Source organism: Polyangium mundeleinium (assembly GCF_028369105.1).
Taxonomy (GTDB): domain Bacteria; phylum Myxococcota_A; class Polyangia; order Polyangiales; family Polyangiaceae; genus Polyangium; species Polyangium mundeleinium.
The window spans coordinates 8957286-8976026 of record NZ_JAQNDO010000001.1 but is presented as its reverse complement, the minus strand read 5'-3'; the positions used below and the strand labels follow the sequence as shown (position 1 = coordinate 8976026).

Sequence of the window (18741 nt, the reverse complement as noted above, 5' to 3'; positions counted from 1 at the left end):
CGCGGCCCCCTCATTCCCCCGCCAACCAGCTTGCCCTGAGCGCCTCCCCGAGCGCATTCGCCTCGCCCTCCTCGTACACGTAGACGCCGAGCTCCCAGGTGAGCACCTGCGCGGGCCTGTCTTGTGTATCGTCCGCTTCGATCGGGATCACGTGCACGTGGTGGTGCGGGAACGAATTGACGCGCGCCGTCGCCGCGCCGAGGGCCGCCACGAAGGTCCGGCGCGGCGCGAGGACGCGTTCGAGCGCGCGCGTCGCCCCCCACGCGAGCTTTTGCACCTCGGCGTATTCGTCCCACGACAAGGCCGCGATCGACTCCACGTGACGCCGCAGCACCACGAGCACGTGACCTCGCCGCGCCGCGAATCGATCGAGCACGGCCACGGCGCGTGGGCTCTCGGCGAGCCGCTCGGTATCCGCCGGAAACCCCCGGGCGAGCGCGCACATCACGCATCCCTCGAACGAGGCGGGCAAACGCTCTCGCTCTGCCTCGACGCGCGCGAGGGCCTCGGCTTTTTGGATCCGGGGCATGGCCGCTTCAATACGTCCCGTACCGCCGGACGATCCGCGGCGGCGGCGACGGCTTTCGCGCCGACGGGGGCGGGAACGTTGCGGTGGGCGTGTGCGTGAGGGGCGGGCCTTTTTGCTGCTCCTCGTATTCCTCGACCTGGGCGGCGACGATGTTCAGCGTATTGGCCTCCGGCTCGTACACGCCAAAGGGAAAGGCGAGCGACGCTTCATAGACGCCGAGCAGCGTCGGCACCGGCGCGGCGAGGGGAAACGCCTCTGTCACCACGTGCACGTTCCACCGGATGCCGGTGAACCGCCGCTCCGGCGGGTGCAAAAAGAGAAACCGTGCGAGCGCGCGGAGCGCCGCCGCGCCGTCGAGCAGCTCCTTCCGGATCTCGGGCGTCCGGATCGACCACGATTCGATCATCGATTCGTTGCAGAGCACGTACTCGCGATACCCGACACGCTCCTCCGGGCCCGCGAGCGACGCCGCATACCCCGTCTTGGGCGTGTCGTGCACGAAATACACGGCCGCGATGCGCTCGGGGTGGGCAATCGCGTCGGCGATCGGCACCGGTTTGCCCGCGAGATCCCGTACTTCGAGGGCCTTCTTCGAGGTCATGAGCACGGCGATCCGCGCGTCTTGCTTCAACGTGACACGCAGGAGCCGATTGCCGTAGGACTCGCCGCCGAGGCCGTACGTCGTCGCCCAGGGCGCGGTCCAGGCGTACCGCGCGCGGGCAAACGGCGTCGTGCGGAGCACCTCGGCGAGCGGATCCTTGGCGAGGGCGCGGGCGTGGAGCATTTGATCGAAATACGACGCGCCGTGCTCGGGGGATTCAGCGCGCGTGAGGAGCACCGGGTCTTTTTCGAGCGCCGCGATCTGCTCGCGCGTGGTCCACGTATAGAGCACCCGGCGCGCGATCGAGCCGTCCGTGACCGCGTACGGCATGAATTTCTGGAGGATCTCCTCGTCCCCCTGATTCAGGCCGGTCCACGCCGAGGCGGACGGCGCGGGCGCGGCCGTGGGCGGCGCCGGCGAGACGGTCTCCGTGGGCGCGGGCGAGGCGGGCGGCGTGGGCGCGGGGGCGGGGCTGCAGGCGAGCTCGGAGAGCGCGAGCGAGAGCCACGCGCCCTTTTCCAGTGTGGCCTTGGCCCTTCGGCGGTACCCCGCGCGCCCGTCGTCTCGTCCCATGGCAGGCGAGGATACCAGGTTTGAACGTGGTTCGCGCCCCTTCCGTGGGCCCGCGCCCTTGCCCGTCGAGGTCGACGCGCGGGGCCCTGGAAGAGGGCCGCTATCGCTTCAGCCGCCCCAGGGCGTACGAAATGCCCTCTCGGACGGTGCTGAGGGTCATGACGGTGCTCAGATCGGCCTGGAGGTCCACGAGCGTCTTGGCGATGCCCGGCTGGATACCCGTCAGGATCGCCTGCGCGCCCAGCAAACTGACGGCGCGTGCGGCCTGAATGATCGCGTTCGTGACATCGTTATCCATGACCTGCACGCCCGTGATGTCGAGGATGGTCATTCTTGCCTGATGTTTCGTGACGCCATCGAGCAATACTTCGAGCACCGCCTGTGCGCGGACATTGTCGATCGTGCCCACGAGCGGCATCACGAGGACGTGCTTGGCGACCGGGATGAGCGGGGTCGACAGCTCGCGCAACGCCCTTTTCTGCGCGTCGATGATCTCCTGCTTGAGCGCCAGCCGCTCCTTTTCGCTCTCCCAGCGTTCGGTGATGTCGTGCAAGAAGCCGAAGAGATGGTCGAACGAACCGTCGGGGCGGTAAACACCTTGAATGAGAATGTTCCCATACATGGTGCTGCCGTCCTTGCGGACGAAGCGCTTGTCGAGGCTATATCGCTGAATCTCGCCGCGGATGAGCTTGTTGAACAAATCCATGTCGAGCGAGACGTCCTCGGGATGCGTGAGGGCGACCCAATTCGTGGCCGTCATCTCCTCGGGTGAATAGCCCAACTGCTCGCACAACCGCTGATTGAACTCGACCCACCCGGTCTCGAGGGAAGTGACGGTCATGCCGATCTGAGCAAAGTCGAAATACCGGCGATAGCGCAACGCATCCGCTCGGGCCGATTTGATTTCTTCGGCCTGAACCTCGACCTGCCTCTCCAGATCTGCAATGCGTAGACGCAACAGATCGACATCCTCCTCGATGGGAACCGATTGTTGGGTGAGTTGCCTTTCCATGCGTACGATTCTGCCTTCCTTCGCGCGACGAGCAGCAGGCTGAGCGGGGGCGGGGCTCTCGATGCAGAGAGGAAATGTCGCCCGAGATGCAAGAGCACGTCAAGCGCCGCAGCATGCGAATTTGGTCTCATACCGCGACGTCCGCAGCGTAGAGGCAGTCTGATACGCAGAGATACCAGAAGTGGGGGCCACCACCGAAAACAATGGCCCTCATGGTTTTGGTCGCGGCCCTGACTTGCCTCGCTGCTCGGAACCACCTCGCCGCAAGCGCGCGGACCAACCCACAGCACGAAACCTATCGTGTCGCGCCCCCGAGGAAACGCGAGCGTAGGGGCGCCTTCGAGGTCTTTCGCAACGACGACGCGACCGTCATGAGATTGACTGTTCTGCGTGTTCACGAACGGGACGCCCGGTTGGGTCCGTACGACACGGGGTGCGGTGCGAGGGGCGGAGGCAATGGCTCCGCCCCTCGAATCCCATGGCAGCCGGCGGGGGCCAGCGGGAGGACGAAACGTTACTTGAGCGGAGGCGGCTCGTACACGCGCTTCACGTCCGCGCCGCCCGCGAACGCATACGATCCCGCGCTCCCGTATCCGTACGCAATGATGCCGAACGGTTTGTCCCCGGTGAGGCGGTGCACGCCGGGCTGCAACGAGCATTTGCGGGAATGGTACGTCTTGCCCTCGACCATGCCCGCCGGCTCGATCTGGCAGAGGTTCGTCGTGGCGCCGTCGAGCATGACCTCCGAGCCGACCTCGGCCGCGACCACCACCCAGTTCTGCGTCCACGAGGGCGGTGTCGGAATGACGTATTCCGTGCGGAACTGCTCGATCGGCGGGAAGACGGTGAGCGAAGGATCGCCGATCGCCGGGCCGTCGACGTATCCATTCGAGACCTGGATCTGCCCCACCATGACCGGCTTCGTCGCGCCGACCACGAAATTGTCCTGGGCCCAGGTCGTCTTCACCTCGCCCGGTTTGAGGACGAACGAATCGAAGGGCGGGGGCAGGTTCGTCGTGACCGTCGCGTCCTCGGCGACGCCGAGGAATCGAATGACGTCGGGCTCGCGAAAGCCCGACGTGGAGCGCACGGGGCTGCGCGTGATCACGTACCGCGAGCCGATCGACTCCACGGGGAACATCTGCTCTTCGAGGTGATCGAGGCAGCAGGTACTGTCGCTCGACCAGCCGCCGTACGTCGGGACCTCGAGGACGCCGCCGGGCGCGCTCGTGGTCTCGACGCCCGAAAAGACCGCGACCGGAAGCGTCGACGTGACGATCGTGGACGAGAGATCGGCGACCGTCTTGGGGTCGTCCTGGAACGTGGCGTCGTCGGTCTCCAGGTTCAAGACGTCGAAGGGATTCAGCGTGACCTTGATCTCGCCGCCGGGCGGCGTCGCGGCGATGGGCGGGTTGCCCCTGATGCGCCAGCTCGGCTTGACCGTGACCACGGTATTCGGCTTGGTGCCGATCACGGTCACGTACGAGCGATCGATGATCTTCCCGATGCCCGGGAAATCGAGCGGGATCGGGTGCCCGGCGGGCCAGTTGATGATGCGGTAGATCTTGCCGAGCCCGGGCGTGGGCAAGAGGAGCGACGCGTCGTTCGAGTAGGCATTCTCGAAGACATTGAACTGATACACGACGATCGGCGTGGACGAGGTGATGCGGAACGCATTCGAGGACAAACACGTCCCAGGGGAGAGGTAATCGTTCGGCTTGACCCCGCAATCGAGCTCGCGCGTGGGCAGCTTCGCCGTGAAGAGCGCGCCGGGCTGCACGTCGACCGCGAGCACGAGCTTCGGCGTCGCGGGCATTCCGAGCGGCGCGTCGTTCAGCTCGATCACGACCTTCGCCACGGCCTCGCCGGTATTCGAAAGGACGACGCCCCAGGGCGCGCTCGCCGGATCGTTCAAGCCGTCCTGTTGATCGAGATCCACGGCCCAGAACTCGCAGCCCACGTTGGAGGGCTGATCCGCGGCGACGTCGCAGGCGCCGGTGCAAGCCCCATTGGAGCAGCCGAACCCCGCGGCGGCGTCGCAGACCTCGACGACCTCCGTCGCCGTCTGGCCGTCCTCGGAGCAGCGGCGGACCTCGTTCCCGACGCACGTGAGGGCGCCGGGCTGGCATTCGACGCAGCCCACCTTCGGCGCGCACACGCCGCTCGGACACGTGACCGGCGTGCCGGACGTGCCGTCGGGATTGCAGGGCGTGAAGTTGGCGCCGAAGCATTGGCCGCAGCCGTCGCCGCCGCCGCCGCCGGCCCCGGCGGTGCCGCCGCTGCTCGTGGACGTGCGATCACCGCTGGCCGAGCAAGCGAAGGGGAGCACGAAACATGGGAGGAGAAAGAGAGCTAGCAGAGTGCGCATGCGCCGGAGAATGCCACGGTTTTGCGCGGTTGCGATCGTCCTCTCGCGCGCCTGCCGCGGAATTACGGCGCCGTACGTTCGAGCGCGCGGAGGAGCCCGAGCTCCAGCCGATGGCCTGAAGCATCGATCCCCGCGGCGACGAGCGCATGATCGTAGCCCGCCTCGACGGCGTCCGCGGCGCGCGTGAGGAGCGCTGCGCGGGGCGGCAGGGCGTCGGTGCGGCCCTCGAACGCGTCGCGGCAATCGTCGGCCGAGCACGAATGAAAGGCCCGGCAGCGCAGCGGACGCGCCTCGTGCACGGAGCAGTACCCACGTTCGTCGAGCAGCGCGCAAGGGATCCGCGCGGCCCAGCGCTCCTCGTCGGAGAGCGGCTCGACGCGCGCCACGTGCCGGGCGAGCCGCTCCTTCAGGGTTTCGAGCGCCTCCGGGGCGAGCGAGCGGCGGAGCCACGCGGCGACGGCGAGGATCTCGGGCAGGGTCGCGTGCGCGTGCACGTGGCAGCAATACGAGCAGCCGGCCGAGCAGGCCGGAGCGTGGGCGCCCGTGCCTCGGGCGCGCGTGGTCTCCCGCTCCATCGCCGCGTGGGCCGCGAGGGCCAGTGATTCGAGGCTGCCCTCGCCGAGGAGGTTCTCGACGTCCCGCGCGACGCGCGCGCGGATCGCCTCGTCTCTTTGCCGGAGGACACGGAGGGCACGCACGGCCCGAGGATTGCGCCTCGGGCCGCGCGGGTCAACCGCGCATCACGTCAACATCACTTCACTTCGGCGGTGTCGACCCGGAACGTCGTGATCGCCGAGCTATCGTTCGTCGTGCGGAACTGGATGCGGACGGTCTGGCCGCCGTAGCCCGCGAGCGAGAGGCTCTTCTGCGCGTAGGCGCCGGCCGTCCCCTTGTTCAGGTTGCTGTAGGTCGCGAGCGTCTTCAGCAGCGTGCCGGAGGTGCTCCGGAGCTCGACGAAGAGCTGGTCGTATTGCGTCGACGTCGTGGTCTCGGACGTCGTCACGTTCAGGTAGAACGTGAGCGTCGGCGAGGCGCCTGCGGGGATCGTGATCTGCTGGTACATCGAGCCCGAGACGCTGACGGCATTGCCGAAGTACGGGTACCCCGTGCCGGATTGCGGGTAATTGCCGTTGTTCGTGTAGAGCGCGCCCGTGCCGCTCAGCACCCAGGGGCTCACGCTGCTCTCGAACGTGCCGTTCGTGAGCAGGTTCGTCCCGCCGCCGCCGCTGCTGCTCGTGGCGGGGCATTCGCCGACGCCGACCGCGCACCAGGCCGATTGCGTCGATGTATACTGCGTGCTCGACCCGCCGAAGAGCGCGCTCGCCGCGCTGAGGGTGGCCTGGCGGGCGCCCGCGAAGTTCGTGCTCGCCGTCATGTAATCGGCGAGGGCCTTGTACCAGATCTTGCCCGCGTCGTCGGCGCCGATGCCCGTGACCGCGACACCGCTCAAATGGTGCGTGCCGCCCTTCGCGAGCAGGTAAAATGCGTGGTTCGGGATGCCCGAGTTGATGTGGACGCCGCCGTTGTCGCTCGTGCCCGTGTACCGCTCGCTGTAATGGTCGGGATCGTCGTTCGACGTGTAGCCGCCGTTGCTCGCGTTGTGGGGGTTATCCATGTAGCGGAGCGCGTCGCCCGAGGTGCCCGGCGTGTAGCAATCCTCGCCGATCTTCCAGGTGTCGGCGCTCTCGCCGTAGACATACCGCTCGACGAGCGCGCCGAAGACGTCCGACCACGACTCGTTCAGCGCGCCGGATTCGTTCTCGTAGGTGAGGTTCGCCTCGTACTGGGTCACGCCGTGCGTCATCTCGTGCGCGGCGATGTCGAGCGAGACGAGCGGCGCGAACGTGGAGCCGTCCCCGTCGCCGTACGTCATCTTCGTCCCGTCCCAGAAGGCATTGTTGTAGGCCGTGCTGTACCGGACGACGGAGCTGATGAGCCCGGCGCCGCCGTTCGCAGCCGCGTACGCCGTCGGGCCGCCCGCGCCGTCGATTCCATTGCGACCGTAGACGGTCTTGAAATAGTCGTAGACCATCGACGCGCCGAAATGGGCGTCGACCACGACCCGCTGATCGCTGCTGCTCCAGACGTTGTCCGTGTCGGCGATACGATACACGGTGCTCGTGCCATTGGCGTAGGTGAACGTGCCGACCTTGCGGGTGAGGTCCTCGGGGTAATACTTGCCGGCCGAAAGGCTCGTGCCGATGGTCACCGTGCCGCTGTAGAGCGAGGTGCCCTGCGCGGTCTGGAGGTTGTCGTAGCGGTGGATCTCCTCGCCGCTGTGCGCGTCGATGAAGATCACCGGCATCGCGGTGTCGCGCGTGCTGTCGATGCGGCGGAGCTGCACGCGATAAGCGAGGTGATCCTCTCCCGCGTGGCGCATCACGAGCAAATCGACCTCGGGCGCTGCGGTGATGCACGATTCGCAGACGTATCGATCGAGCGCCGCGCGGATCGCCTGCTTTTCGGTCAACGCGGGCGTCGCCGAGAGCCCGCGGCGGATGCGCTTGACGAAGCCATCCGTGACGTCGCGCAGATTGCCATTGCGATCGATGTGGACGATCGCCTCGCCCTCGAAGACGGGCACGCCCTTGAATTTCTGCTGGATTCGCGTGTGGGCGAGCGAGAGCTCGTCGATCCGCACGCGCTCGACCGCGATGTCTTCCTCGCTCTCGAGGCCGAGCGTCTCCAGGTTGACCGCAATGTGGGCGCGGCTGATGGCCTCGGCCAGCGTGCGCTGATCCGCGTCGCCGGCCGGCGTGAAGACCGGCTTCCCGCCTTGCGCCGCGGCCTCCTCCATACCCTCGACAGGGAGGTTCTCCTCCGGGTTCTCGGAGACGGCGCAACCGGCGGCCAGCACGAGCGAGAGGCCCCCCAAGGTCTTCCCGAAACGACGAACGCCAAGCACGGAGATCGATTGCTTCTTCGACATGACCCTTCTTTCGCAAACAGGTGGAGGTTTTCCGTAAGCTGAAAGTATGGAGAAGCGATCCGTGGGAAATCCAAACCCTCTCCCTGTCAAGCGACAAGCATCCGGTGATTCCGCGCCAAGGGAGCCTCGCTTCCAGTGAACCAAGAAACTTTCAGCGGTCTGCGAACGTAGGATGCACGAGGGTGATGACGCGTGGCGACATCCACAAGGAGTGCTTTCCACGTTGTCGGGGGTCGTTGTAAGATTTTCGATCGGACATCGGGAGTGTACCGTGAACAAGCGATCCTTCACCTGTCTGTTGTTGCTTCTCTCTTCTCTCGCCGGGTGCGGGAGTGAACCAAATCCTTCGCCCGGCGCAGGGGGCGCAGGCGGCGCGGGGGGCACCGGCGGGGCCGGCGGAATGGGTGGTGTCGGGGGCACCGGTGGAATGGGCGGCACCGGAGGTGCGGGCGGCGCGGGCGGAATGGGCGGTGGTGGCGGCGGCGCGGGCGGAATGGGCGGCGCCGGGGGCATGGGCGGAGCCGGCGGAATGGGTGGGGCCGGCGGAATGGGCGGCGGCGGGAACGAGGCGAAGGTGGTCGTCGGCGTGATCAATGCGCCGAACGAGCTTTTCGTGCAGGCGGCGTCGGTGCACGTCGTGGCGAGGGTGGACGGCGCAATGGTCCGGGACGAGATGTGGGGCACGGGCGTCCCGGCGCCGCTTCTCTTGCCCAAGGAGCTCTCGCTCGAGGGCCTCGCCGACGACGCGCTCGTCGAGGTCTCCCTGGAGACCGACGTCGACGGCACGGGAATGGACGTACGCACACGTCTCGCGAGCACGCGCGCCCGGGCGGGCAAGACGCCTTTGCTCCGCGTCACGCTGAGCGGCGACGATTGCGGCGGAGGGTGTGGTCCGGGCCTGACGTGCAACTGGGGCCGTTGCCTCGACCCCTATCTCGCGCCGGAGGTGCTCGAGGCGTACACGTCCGATTGGGCGAAGTATAGCTGGTGCAAGCCGAAGCAGGCGGGCGCGCCGACGCTGACGCTCGGGCAGGGCGATGCGACCTTCAGCCCGCTCGCGGATCAGGACACCTTGCAGGTCTGGTCCGGCGAGCAAGGGGGGCACCACATCTTCGCGTCGCTCCGCACGCGAGGGTTGAAGCAAACCGCGATCGTGAAGCTCACGGCGACGCTCACCGACACGGGCGAGGTCCTCGGGCCTTCGCAATCGGTGCGTGTGTTCCCGGACAGGCCGGCGCAGGGGTTCTGCGAGGCCAAGGCGATCCTCTTCCAGATCGACACGAAGCTCGACATGGGGGTACTGATCAACCGGCAGGTGAACCTGAAAGCCGAGGTCTCGGACGCCGATGGCGCGTCCGTTACGGAGCAGAAAACGGTGGTGATTGGTTCGCCTTGACGAGCGGGTAGGGGATGCCTTTCCAGCGGAGGAGTGGAGGACTTGGTGATGAAGCGTAGCAATCTTGCGATTTTGGCGGCCCTCGGGCTCGTGCTCTCGGCGTGTGACGATGGGGGCACGGGGACCACGTCGGGGACGGGCGGATCCGCCGGGACCGGCGGAATGGGCGGCGTCGGCGGAATGGGCGGCGACGGAGGGACGGGCGGCGTCGGCGGTATGGGCGGCGTCGGGGGGCAAGGTGGCGCTGGAGGAATGGGCGGCGTGGGCGGCACCGGAGGCATGGGCGGCACCGGAGGCATGGGCGGCACCGGAGGCATGGGCGGCGCTGGGGGTATGGGCGGCGCCGGAGGCATGGGCGGCGCCGGAGGCATGGGCGGCGCCGGAGGCATGGGCGGCGCCGGAGGCATGGGCGGCGCCGGAGGCATGGGCGGCGCCGGAGGCATGGGCGGCGCGGGCGGCGGGGGCCCGACGGGCCTGCAATTCGTCTTCGACAGCTCGTATCCCGCGGCGGTCGGCGCGGGCAATGCGGCCGTTCGCTCGGGCGACATGAACGGCGACGGAAAGCTCGACCTCGTCGTCGCGAATCCCTCCGGCGGCTTCCTCGGTGTCCTGCGCGGCGCAGGCGACGGCTCGTTTCAGGAGATGCACCGGACGCCGTTCGCCGCGATCGGCACGAACCACGCGCTCATCGACATGAACGGTGACGGAAAGCTCGACGTCGTCGTCACGGTCAGTGGTCAGGACGCCTCCACGGGGGTGTTCGTCCTTTTGAACCAGGGGAACGGTACCCTCCTCGCGCCCAAGCAATACACGGGCAGCACCACGACGATGGGCGCCTTCGCCGCGAAGGACCTCGATGGTGACGGGGACTTGGATCTCGTCATTTCGCGCGGAACCAACGGCATCGACGTGTTCACGAATGCGGGCGACGGCACGATCACGCTTTCGGCGACGTACACGGTGAGCGGCTCCCATTTCATGTTCGGCCTCGCCCTGGGCGACATCGACGGGGATGGGGTCGACGACGTGGTGACGACCAGCACGGCGAGCGGCAACGTGATCTGGGTTTTCAAGGGAATGGTCGGCGGCACGTTCGCGGCCGGGGCGTCGCGCCCGGCGCAGAGGTCGGAGTCGATCGCGCTCGCGGACGTCTCCGGCGACGGGAAGCTCGACGTGGTGGTGGGCCCGCGGCAATCCTTCACCTCCGGATATGGCGTCCTCGTGAACAACGGCGACGGGACGTTCGCGCCCCTCGTGAAATCCGCGGCGTCGGAATATGGCGAGCTCGCAGGGGTCCTCGACATCGACGGCGACGGCCAGCTCGACCTGCTCGCGACGTATCGCTTCGGAGGCGCGTATTACCTGAAAAACCTGGGCGCGGGCGCCTTCGACGATCCGGTCGTGATCGAGGCGGGGCGCGCGCCGCGGGCGCTCACCACGGGGGACGTCGACGGGGACGGGCACACGGACCTCGTCGCCGGGAATGACGGGCCCGGGATCTCGACCGTGCGGCGCGACGGAATGGGCGGCCTGCTCCCCCCGATCGGCGCGCCCTACGGCGTCGGCGCGCGCAGATCGGTCGCCGCCGATTTCGACGGCGACGGGCACAAGGACATCGTGTTCAGCCATGCCGCGGGGGTCGACACGATACTACGTGGAAAGGCCGGCGGCGGGTTCGAATTCGTGGGCTCGCACGACGTCCTCGAGACGCCGCTCGGGCTCTTCGCGTTCCCGGCGGACGCAGGTCCGAGCCTGGACCTCGTCGCCGTGCTGCCGGGCGCGAGCGACGAGGGCTACATGGTCCAGGCGTTCCCGAATACGGGCGGCGTTTCGTTTGGCCCGTCCATTCCTTCCTTCGCCGGGTACTTCGGCGCCGGGAGCACGGACGTCGGCGACACGGACGGCGACGGGGATCTCGACGTCCTCGTGGTGGCTGACACGAACAACGGCGGCGTTTCGCTCCTGAACAACGGCGATGGCACGTTCGTGGAGGCGGAGTTTCTTTACACCGACGGCGTGGCGATCGCCGATTACGACGAAGATGGGAAGCTCGATTTTGCCGGCGCGGGCGACTTCGTGGTCTTCGTGCAGCCCGGCAAGGGGGATGGGACGTTCGCGAATGCCAAGGAGTACCTGGTCGTCGACGACATCATCAACGACATGGCGGCGGGCGACGTGAACGGCGACGGGCACGCGGATTTCGTGGCGACGTTCGCGCAAGGGGACGGCGTCGTGCTGATGCTCGGCGTCGGCGACGGCACGTTCATCGGCACGACGTTCAAGCTGGGCCTCGGGATCGCGCAGAACCCGGTGCTCGACGATCTCGACGGGGACGGCGACGAGGATCTCGTGCTCCTCGCGGGCGGACGGGTGAATGTGCTCCTCTGGGACGGCGATTATTTCACCGCCGGGCCGACGATCGGCGACGTTTCGCGCCCGACGTCCGTCTCGGTGTCGGACGTGACGGGGGATGGCCGGCCCGACCTGCTCGTCACGTCGAATGCCACGAACTCGCTCGTGATCCTTCGGAACACGAACTGAATTTCTGTCCCCTGACTACGACACCGCCGCCTACGTAGGCTTCCCTGCTCCAGGTGTACACATACCCGTCCCGGGTCCGCTTGCGGGTGACGAGCTTGGACTCGTGGGCGGCGATTTCGGCGAGCGCGGCGCGGCAGGCCACCTCACCCCATTGCGTGATTTTTGCCATGACAGGGGCTGTCATGTGGCAAACGCCGTCAGGTGGCGTGTGCCTTGCGAGCTGAAACGCCACGTGCTGCGTGATGCCCCCAAAACGGGCCTGGATGAGCCGCGCCACGGGGCCCCAGGGCTTGAACTTCCCAAGGCCTGACGTGTCCTGTCCGCTTTGCGCGTCGCCGGTCTCGGGACAGGTTGACGAACCGCGTGCGGGTGTTGTAGACTCTTCAATACAGGTCGATTGCGACACAAAGACCTCCTAGACCCTCGGGGCCCAATCTTTGCGGGACCGGCTCCGAGGGTTTAGCTTTTTGTATGGCGCCCGACCAAGACCAGGACGGTCTCGACGGGGATGCTCGGAGGGTGCACGGCTCCCGTCCGGAAATCAAGAGCCCTCGATCGCGCGCTGCGCTGCGTTTCGAAGATCTACCGGATTCCTATAAGGAGCACGACCGCCACCAAGTGTCGTTCTCGCTCGACGGGTCATGGCGGTTAGTGCATCACCCGGCGTTGCTCCCGAATACGCTGGACACGCGGATGCGAATGTGTAGTCACGGTCGCTCGTGTGGGATGGAGCCCTGTAACGAGCTATTGACAGCACCGCGGGGTAGTGCGCCCTACGGCAGGAGTGCGGGTAGCGGTGTTACGGATTGCAGAACAGCGAGCGCCGGGGGAGCGGGCGGGTCTGAAGCCTTGACGGGTCGACGTGGGTGTGTATGCGTCGCGTTTCCCCACGACGAACCGCGCCTACGCGGGCCGTTTCTAGGTTCGTCCGAGGGGTTCGTCCGCGTGGGGTGGAAGCGAGCTTGCCCCGTTGGGGTGGGGGTGGTCGCCACGCTGTGTGGTGCCTTCCCGTGGACGTGCGTGGGACTTCTGGGGTGGTCGGGTGCGGCGCTAACGTCCAGGGCATGACCCTAGCCCCGCGCGCGCCCGAGGAACGGCCGAACCCGGCCATCGTCTACATCGGTGGCCTCCAGAGCCCGAGGTCGAGGGAAGCGGTGCGTGGGCGGCTCAACCGGGTGGCGCGTTTCTTCCGGGCGGGGACGACCGCCGCGACCTTCCCGTGGCACGAACTCCAGTACGAGGACATGCAGCGCCTTCGCGGACACCTCGCGGAGAGCTGCGCGCACACGACGGCGAACTACATCCTCACGAGCGTGCGGAAGACGATGCGCGCCGCCTGGCGGCTCGGTCTCATCGACGGCGACCACTTCGAGAGGGTGACGGACGTCGAGCGCGTGAGGGGGGAGTCCCCTCCGGCGGGCCGCGCCCTTTCGCTCGACGAGGTGCGGGCTCTCATCGACGCGGCGAAGAGCGACAGCCGCCGCTGGCGCGGGAAGCGCGACGCGGCGCTCGTCGTGCTGCTGTACTGCGCTGGCATCCGGCGTGCGGAGGTGGCCGGCCTGGAGCTCGACGACCTGGTGGAGGAGAACGGGCGCGTCTTCCTCGACGTCCTAGGGAAGGGAAACAAGCGGCGGAGGGTGCCATTGCCGCGCGAGGCGAAGCCCATCGTGGACGAGTGGCTGGACGTTCGGGGCCGGAAGGCCGGGCCGTTGTTCCCCGGGAGGTCGAGGCGAGGGCAGGACGTGCGGGGGCGCCCCATGCGCGGAACCTCGGTGTGGAAGATTGTCGTCAAACTCGTCAAGCGCGCTGGCATTGAGCACGTGAACCCCCACTTCTTCCGGTACACCTTCATCTCGACGCTTCTCGACGAAAGCGGTGACGTGTCGGCTATCCAGAAGCTCGCCGGCCACGCGAACGTGACGACGACCCTGCGCTACGACCGGCGAGGGGAGAGGGCTAAGGAGCAGGCGGTGGACAAGTTGCCGATGCCGTTTGGCAGGCCTGATGAAGAGACCTAGAGCGTGTCGAGCTCGGCGCTGATCACCCGCTGGACCGCATCATCGTCGCGCAGCTCGTAGAGGACGGAGGCCGCGAGGCGGAGGAGCGCCGAGCGGCTTGGGGGGTTTTGCCCGAAGGTTCTGCCGACCCACGAGCGGAACGCCTCGAGCTCGCGGAGCTCGGCCTCCGTGAAGCGGACGGCGGTGACCTTGGTATCCAGCATCCCGACGCGGTGAGGGCGGCCCATGCGTTACGTAATACGTAACCACGGGCCGCCTGTCGAGCGCTCTCTATTCGGGCTCGAGCTGAGCTCCGGTGAATGGGAGTGCAGAATGCACGAACTCCCCGTTGCAGAGAATTTTCCCGAGACCGTCATCCTTTTGCAGGTGGTCGAGGGCGACCCACACGAGGGCGTGACAGCCCGGCTCGTCGCGGTTGTCGACCAGCACCCGCCCCACCTTGCCGTTGTGGCGCAGTCGCACGCGGTCGTCTTTCTGGTAGCGCACCGTTCAGTCCTCCGTGTTGAACCAGGCGACGACCAACCCACCCAGCATCATCGTCAGGCCGACCAGAATGCCGACCTCGGGATCCCGGTCGACCAAGCCCGAGACGAGGCCGATTGGGTTGATGAGCACGAGCGCGAGCGCGCAGAGGGCGAGGAACCCATACGGCGACGGTTTCTTGGGCTGGGGAGCAGTCTTGGTCACGAGTCGACGCCCGAGACCCAATCGGGCGCGAACGGCATGCCCATCCTCGGCGTCCTGTCCACGACCAGCACACCGGCGCGCTGCTTGGACACAGCATTGGTCGCCAACGCCTTGAGCCCCTGGCGGAGCGCGGCCACGGCGACATTGTGGTGGGTCGCGGGCTTGACGCCGGGCGGGAACTTGACGCCGTCGCTATCGAGCTGCGCGAGTCGCGTGACGGTGTCGAGCAGGATCAGGCACTCCGGATCGTCGAGCACGAGGGTGAAAAGCGGGGTGTCGGATTTATCGGCCATGGGAGTCTCCTTTTCGTCGCGGAACGGTTTCGTAAAACGTCAGTCTCGTCGAGCTTGCATCGCGGCCCTCAACTCGGCGCGAAGCTCCGAGGTTGCTTCCGTCGCGAGGCTTTCGAGGTCTCGATCGGGGCGGAGAACCTCGCCCACAACCAATAGGAGCCCGCGTCGTCAAATACGACGGTTCTGATTTTGGCGGCCAGGCCGTGTTTTCGCACGAGAACAGTGTCGCCAGCCCTGGGCACTGCGGGCAACGACAGTGGGTAGTGCTCCCACGGGGCCTCGGTGCCCATGCTTCGCACGGCAAGAACGAGGTTCGGCGTAGGCTCGGGTTCGTCGTGGGAGCCCATGTCACTCGATGATCCTGAACCCGCTCGCCTCGAGCTCGCGTTGTTGCGAGGGGGACAGGCCGGGGTAGTCTATCGGCTTCGCCTCGAGCTCGTCGTCGAACGAGACGGCATCGAGCGAAACGAAGTAGGTGCGCTCCTCCCCCTTCTCGACCAGGGAGACCCGGCACGATTCGAGGAGCGTGTTCACGCGGTCCGCATAGGCTTTTCGCCCACGGTCGGGCCCGGAAAGGATCAAGACGCGGCGCTTCGTTTTCTTGGGCTTCGCCATGTCACACCACAAGCAGAGGGTCGAGCGAGCCAATCCCGAGGAGCCGCGGGTCCGCGAACGTGCGGTACATCAATGCGACGCGATCGCTTTTCGTGCCGCTGTTTCCCTCGATCGTGTGGAAGCCTTTCCCATCGCGGTCGACGCTCTCGACCACGCCGATGTGGCCCATCCACGAGCCCGGGTCGCCGCGGTGCCACACCGCGATATCGCCGGGGCGAACCTTCGCGGCGGTGAGCTTCGCCGCGGGAATCCAGGTTCCGCGCGCCTCGAGCTGCTCTTTGAAGGCCTTCGCGCGGGCGCCACCGGCGATCGGGGGCGGACCACCGAGCCCCATGTACGCCTCGCGCATCCACGCGGTCACGGCCGCGGCGCACCAGTTGGCGGGTGGGGAGATCCCCACGGCGGCGAGGTAGCGGTCGACGACCGGCCCCGTGTTCGCAAAGGTCTCAGCGACGCCCTGCCGCAGGGCGCGTTGCGCGGCCGCGAGCAGAGCGGGACCACCTCCGAGCGGTGGCGCCGTGGGGGAGGAGCTGCGCGACGAGGGCGCCGCCGCCGGCCGGGGGCGGCGCGTTCCGCCGAGGAGCTTGTAGGCGACCAGGCCGACGGCGGCGCCCGCGACGGCCACGCCGAACCCCAAGGCCGGCTTCACGAACGCCTCCGGCGCCCGGACCGCGGCGCGTCCACGCCGCTCGTCGTCGGCGCGCTCTGCGCGGCCTCGGCGGCGCGCCTCGCGGCGTCGCCGAACCTCGAGCCAGCCCCGCCCTGCGCTTTCTTCGGCGGGGGTCTGCTGTGGTACTCGTGGATCTCCAGGGGCCGCTCGGGAGCCGGCTTGGGGGGCGGCGCTGGGGTTGTCCCAGGCGACGCCGAGGCCGCCGGGGGCGCCGCGGGCCGCTCCTTCGCGGCGGCCTGCTCGCGTTCGGTGGCCTGGACGATTTGCTCCGGTGTCGCCCGCAGAGCGCCACGGAACGCGGCGTCGATGCCGTCACCAGAGCCGCTCCCACGCGCGAGCTCGGGACGCTCGCGCTCGCGGTCATGGAGGAGGCGATAGACGACGTATCCACCGCCGCCGACGCCGAGGAGGAATAGGAACAGGAGGGGCATGGCTGGTCTCCACCACGGGTCCGACGCGGCCCACAGACAGAGCCGGCCCCGCGCGGCGAGAGGGTCAGGAGGTGGGGTTCAGGACTTCGCGGCGTCGTGCTCGGTCGGCTTCGGCAGCTCGGCCTTGGCCGCCGCGGCGTCGTGCTCGGTCGGCTTCGGCAGCTCGGCCTTGGCCGCCGCGTCGTCATGCTTTGCGAGCACCTCGATCGCGATCCCGAGCACCTGGAACGCGGCCTGCGTTCGCACCTCCGCGACGCCTGCAATCGTGATGGCCTTGGCGATCTGCCCCGCCCGCGCGGACTGCACGTCGTTCGGCATCACGTGGGAGGCCAGCCACCGGCCGAACGTCTCGGGCTCCACGGTCGCGGCCGCCGCCCGGATCGCCTGCACCGACTCGATGGCGAGTTGCTGCGCATAGGTCCCGACGGTCACCCCGTCCGTGGGGACCACGCACCAACCTGCCATGAAAAAGGCCACCACGGCCACCACCACATTCCGTTCCGCCTGGGCGTCCATATCGCTCCTTCCCTTGTGAGGGGTCAGCCTCGGTTCCGAGGAGCGTCGACTATGGCCCGCGAAACGGGGCGTAACGCTTGCGCAAGTCGAAACCCCCCGTGTGTCCAGCGGCTTCGACTTGCAAGCGCAATCGTATTCCGGTCGGCTGGTAGCTCTTGCTAGCGCGGCGACTTCTTATCTACGCCGCGGGCAAACCGCTCGACGGTCGGGACCACGCGCTCCCGAAAAAACGCGCGCGCCTTCGGAGCGCACGACGCGCAGAACGGCACCGACTGGGGATCGAAGCCCTTGCCACAGGCAGGACAGCGCCCGGATACCGCGCGGTCGCAGACGATCAGACCCACGATCAGTCCACGTATGACGCTCATCCGTGCAGTGCAAAGGCGGCCGCGGCCGCGAGTTGGTCCGAGGGCTCCTCATGCTTCGCCACCCGGACGAGCGTGTGAAACGAGGCGTCGTTGACCACCTGAATCACCGCACAGCGAGCGCAGTTCTCGTGCGAGCCGTCGTGCTCCTTCAAACGCATACGACGTGCGATCCGGAGGATATTGTTGCGGTGCGACGGCGTCGGGAACAGCCGCACGCACTGCACGGTCGGCAGTGCAGCGACGGCGCGGCAGCGCGCGAGAAACGGGCCCTCAAGACAGGCACGTACCGTGTCAAGACGAGCCGCAATCGTTACGTCCCCGGGGAACCGATCGTACCGACCGTCAAGGCAATTCACGGCCATAGCTCACCTCACGCTTGCAGACTTGCGGGCGCAAGCGACTTGCGGCGCAAGCCTAGCAGTTGCAAGTCGGAAGTGGGTCGCGCCGGACTTCGATAGCGCTTGCGCATGGGAAAATTCGACCCATGCCTCCGCCTCCTCCGAAAGCAACGATTGCCCGTGCCGCGCCGAAGCCCAGCGCGCCGGGCGCGGGCAAGGTCAGTAAACGGGCGATGGTCCTCGCCGCGGGCCGGAAGGTGGCCGCGGGTGGCAAGACCGCCGGACGCGCGATCGTTCGTGGCGCCGTCGTTGGCGGGCGAGCGCTCGCCACCGCTGGCAAGGCCACGACGCGGGTGATCTATCGCCAGGTCCGGGAGAACTGGAAGACGGTCCTCTTGAACGAGGGGCTCGGCTTCGGGGCGCACACGGCCACGTTCTTCGCCGATCGGGCCGCATACCGCTCTTACCTTCGCGACCTCGAAGGCAATCCGATCCTCCAGTGGCTCGCGAAGCCCAGCAACATTCTGGTGGCCCTCGAGGGTCTTGGCCTCGCGCTCACCAGGGGCAACGTCCGCAAGGCGATCCGCGAGGCCCTCCGCGGGACGCTGCACGCCAAGGTGGGCGAAAACCTCCACGCATGGTTCGGCAACGGCCGCGAGGCCGTGCCGCAGATGACGACGCGCGGAGTCGAGGACGTCGCGGGCGTCGACCAGGGCGAGCCCGAACCGGCGCCCCACGACGTGAGCGGCGTCGAGCCGGATGCGCCCGACGAGCCGGACGAGCTCGAGGGGCCGCCGGACGAAGAGGGCGAGCCCGAATAGGGGCACGCCCATAACCCAACCGCTTTCCCATGCAG

The 18741-nt window shown here is 67.7% G+C and carries 19 protein-coding genes; 4 read left to right on the top strand and 15 right to left on the bottom strand.

Annotated elements, in window-relative coordinates:
• Positions 1–10: 10 nt before the first annotated feature.
• The 6 genes from POL67_RS35580 to POL67_RS35555 form a co-directional block, all read right to left on the bottom strand.
• A complete protein-coding gene (locus tag POL67_RS35580; protein WP_271925079.1) occupies positions 11–529 on the bottom strand; it encodes an HIT family protein in 519 nt (172 codons plus the stop codon).
• A 7-nt stretch (positions 530–536) separates the two neighbouring features.
• Positions 537–1703, bottom strand: a complete 1167-nt coding sequence (locus POL67_RS35575) for a hypothetical protein (protein WP_271925078.1) — start codon at positions 1701–1703, stop codon at positions 537–539.
• 100 nt (positions 1704–1803) lie between these two features.
• Positions 1804–2715 (bottom strand): PAS domain S-box protein, encoded by a 912-nt coding sequence (locus POL67_RS35570; RefSeq protein ID WP_271925077.1) that lies wholly within the window; start codon positions 2713–2715, stop codon positions 1804–1806.
• Between the two features lie 514 nt (positions 2716–3229).
• Positions 3230–5044: an IgGFc-binding protein gene (locus POL67_RS35565; RefSeq protein ID WP_271925076.1), complete on the bottom strand. Its 1815-nt coding sequence runs from the start codon at positions 5042–5044 to the stop codon at positions 3230–3232.
• Between the two features lie 101 nt (positions 5045–5145).
• Positions 5146–5781 (bottom strand): YkgJ family cysteine cluster protein, encoded by a 636-nt coding sequence (locus tag POL67_RS35560; protein ID WP_271925075.1) that lies wholly within the window; start codon positions 5779–5781, stop codon positions 5146–5148.
• A gap of 53 nt (positions 5782–5834) precedes the next feature.
• Positions 5835–8012, bottom strand: a complete 2178-nt coding sequence (locus tag POL67_RS35555; protein WP_271925074.1) for a M4 family metallopeptidase — start codon at positions 8010–8012, stop codon at positions 5835–5837.
• A 271-nt stretch (positions 8013–8283) separates the two neighbouring features.
• Here POL67_RS35555 and POL67_RS35550 point away from each other — a divergent pair, with 271 nt between their 5' ends.
• The 3 genes from POL67_RS35550 to POL67_RS35540 all read left to right on the top strand — a co-directional run bounded on the left by POL67_RS35550 (position 8284) and on the right by POL67_RS35540 (position 13967).
• The gene (locus tag POL67_RS35550) at positions 8284–9408 is read left to right on the top strand and encodes a hypothetical protein (RefSeq protein WP_271925073.1); all 1125 of its coding nucleotides are present in this window, start codon (positions 8284–8286) and stop codon (positions 9406–9408) included.
• A gap of 48 nt (positions 9409–9456) precedes the next feature.
• The gene (locus POL67_RS35545) at positions 9457–11949 is read left to right on the top strand and encodes an FG-GAP repeat domain-containing protein (protein WP_271925072.1); all 2493 of its coding nucleotides are present in this window, start codon (positions 9457–9459) and stop codon (positions 11947–11949) included.
• A 1010-nt stretch (positions 11950–12959) separates the two neighbouring features.
• Entirely contained in the window at positions 12960–13967 is a 1008-nt protein-coding gene (locus POL67_RS35540; protein WP_271925071.1) for a tyrosine-type recombinase/integrase, read from the top strand.
• On the opposite strand, the gene POL67_RS35535 is transcribed toward POL67_RS35540, so the two are convergent.
• The 9 genes from POL67_RS35535 to POL67_RS35495 all read right to left on the bottom strand — a co-directional run bounded on the left by POL67_RS35535 (position 13964) and on the right by POL67_RS35495 (position 17903).
• Positions 13964–14194, bottom strand: coding sequence for a hypothetical protein (locus POL67_RS35535; RefSeq protein WP_271925070.1), 231 nt, complete (start codon positions 14192–14194; stop codon positions 13964–13966). The two genes, POL67_RS35540 and POL67_RS35535, sit on opposite strands and share 4 nt — an antisense overlap.
• 43 nt (positions 14195–14237) lie before the next feature.
• Positions 14238–14453, bottom strand: coding sequence for a hypothetical protein (locus tag POL67_RS35530; protein ID WP_271925068.1), 216 nt, complete (start codon positions 14451–14453; stop codon positions 14238–14240).
• Positions 14454–14456: 3 nt separating this feature from the next.
• Positions 14457–14654, bottom strand: coding sequence for a hypothetical protein (locus POL67_RS35525; RefSeq protein ID WP_271925066.1), 198 nt, complete (start codon positions 14652–14654; stop codon positions 14457–14459).
• Positions 14651–14947, bottom strand: a complete 297-nt coding sequence (locus tag POL67_RS35520) for a hypothetical protein (protein ID WP_271925065.1) — start codon at positions 14945–14947, stop codon at positions 14651–14653. The genes POL67_RS35525 and POL67_RS35520 overlap by 4 nt, the downstream gene beginning before the upstream one ends.
• Before the next feature lie 348 nt (positions 14948–15295).
• Positions 15296–15562 carry a hypothetical protein gene (locus POL67_RS35515; RefSeq protein WP_271925064.1) on the bottom strand — a complete coding sequence of 89 codons (267 nt, stop codon included), beginning with the start codon at positions 15560–15562 and terminating at the stop codon, positions 15296–15298.
• Position 15563: 1 nt separating this feature from the next.
• Positions 15564–16211 carry a CHAP domain-containing protein gene (locus POL67_RS35510; protein ID WP_271925063.1) on the bottom strand — a complete coding sequence of 216 codons (648 nt, stop codon included), beginning with the start codon at positions 16209–16211 and terminating at the stop codon, positions 15564–15566.
• Positions 16208–16663, bottom strand: a complete 456-nt coding sequence (locus POL67_RS35505) for a hypothetical protein (RefSeq protein WP_271915053.1) — start codon at positions 16661–16663, stop codon at positions 16208–16210. The genes POL67_RS35510 and POL67_RS35505 overlap by 4 nt, the downstream gene beginning before the upstream one ends.
• A 78-nt stretch (positions 16664–16741) precedes the next feature.
• Positions 16742–17179: a hypothetical protein gene (locus tag POL67_RS35500; RefSeq protein ID WP_271915051.1), complete on the bottom strand. Its 438-nt coding sequence runs from the start codon at positions 17177–17179 to the stop codon at positions 16742–16744.
• Positions 17180–17543: 364 nt separating this feature from the next.
• Positions 17544–17903: a hypothetical protein gene (locus tag POL67_RS35495; protein WP_271915049.1), complete on the bottom strand. Its 360-nt coding sequence runs from the start codon at positions 17901–17903 to the stop codon at positions 17544–17546.
• Between the two features lie 128 nt (positions 17904–18031).
• On the opposite strand from POL67_RS35495, the gene POL67_RS35490 reads away from it, so the two are divergent.
• Complete coding sequence (locus tag POL67_RS35490; RefSeq protein ID WP_271915048.1) at positions 18032–18706, top strand: hypothetical protein; 675 nt, start codon at positions 18032–18034, stop codon at positions 18704–18706.
• The last annotated feature ends 35 nt before the right edge of the window (positions 18707–18741 follow it).